Origin of the sequence: Moritella sp. PE36 (genome assembly GCF_000170855.1) — a bacterium.
Taxonomy (GTDB): Bacteria; Pseudomonadota; Gammaproteobacteria; order Enterobacterales; family Moritellaceae; genus Moritella.
Window position 1 is genome coordinate 1 of the sequence record NZ_ABCQ01000129.1, and the last position, 1,196, is coordinate 1,196.

The window sequence follows — 1,196 nt, forward strand, 5'->3', positions numbered from 1 at the left end:
CTTCTGCACAAATCAATATCGCAGAAATCCGTAAGCCTGAACTAGATGCTAAATTAGTAGCTGAAGGTATCGCTTCTCCACCTGAACGTCGTGTTATGTTCCGTCGCGCTATGAAGCGTGCAGTACAAAATGCAATGCGCTTAGGTGCTAAGGGTATTAAAGTTCAAGTAAGCGGACGTTTAGGCGGAGCAGAAATCGCTCGTGCTGAATGGTATCGTGAAGGCCGTGTGCCTCTACATACTTTCCGTGCTGATATCGATTACTCGACTGCAGAAGCTCTTACAACTTACGGCATCATTGGTGTGAAAGTTTGGATCTTTAAAGGTGAAGTTCTAGGTAAGTTACCACTTACTCAAGAAGTTGAAGCACCTTCGAAGCCTAAACGTCGCAGTCGTGGCCCTAAAGCTGCTAAATAGGAGACTCTGATATGTTGCAACCAAAACGCATGAAGTTCCGCAAAATGCACAAAGGCCGTAACCGCGGTCTTGCAAAAGGCGGAAACGTAACTTTCGGCGAATTCGGTCTTAAAGCTACTGGTCGTGGTCGACTTACTGCTCGTCAAATCGAAGCAGCTCGTCGTGCTATGACTCGTCACGTTAAGCGTCAAGGTCAAATCTGGATCCGCGTGTTCCCAGACAAGCCTATTACACAAAAGCCGCTTGAAGTACGTCAAGGTAAAGGTAAAGGTAGCGTTGAGTATTGGGTTTGCCAAGTACAACCTGGCAAAATCCTTTATGAAATGGCTGGAGTTCCTGAAGAATTGGCTCGTGAAGCATTCAAACTTGCTGATGCGAAACTTCCAATTTCTACAACTTTCGTAACTAAGACGGTAATGTAATGAACGCTAGCGAACTTAAACAAAAAAATGTTGAAGAGCTAAACGCTGAGTTACTTAACCTACTACGTGAGCAATTTAACTTACGTATGCAGTTAAGTACTGGCCAACTAGCACAAACGCATTTAATCAAAAATGTACGTCGCGATATCGCGCGTGTTAAGACCATCCTGAACGAAAAGGCGGGTGTATAATATGAGCACTATTCGTACTGTACAGGGTCGTGTTGTTAGCAACAAAGGCGATAAAACTATCGTTGTTGCAGTAGAACGTAAAGTGAAACACCCGTTATACGGTAAGTTCATCAAGCGTACTACTAAACTACACGCACATGATGAGAATAACGAATGTCAACTAAATG

4 protein-coding genes are annotated in these 1,196 nt (G+C 43.9%); all 4 read left to right on the plus strand.

Going from position 1 to position 1,196, the window contains the following annotated elements:
- Window positions 1-416, plus strand: a 416-nt coding sequence (rpsC, locus tag PE36_RS23610) for a 30S ribosomal protein S3 (RefSeq protein ID WP_006034641.1), incomplete at its 5' end; no start/stop codon positions are given.
- Between the two features lie 11 nt (window positions 417-427).
- The gene (gene rplP, locus PE36_RS23615; RefSeq protein ID WP_006034642.1) at window positions 428-838 is read left to right on the plus strand and encodes a 50S ribosomal protein L16; all 411 of its coding nucleotides are present in this window, start codon (window positions 428-430) and stop codon (window positions 836-838) included.
- Window positions 838-1,029 carry a 50S ribosomal protein L29 gene (gene rpmC / locus PE36_RS23620; protein ID WP_006034643.1) on the plus strand — a complete coding sequence of 64 codons (192 nt, stop codon included), beginning with the start codon at window positions 838-840 and terminating at the stop codon, window positions 1,027-1,029. The genes rplP and rpmC overlap by 1 nt, the downstream gene beginning before the upstream one ends.
- 1 nt (window position 1,030) lies before the next feature.
- Window positions 1,031-1,196, plus strand: a 166-nt coding sequence (gene rpsQ, locus PE36_RS23625; protein ID WP_006034644.1) for a 30S ribosomal protein S17, incomplete at its 3' end; no start/stop codon positions are given.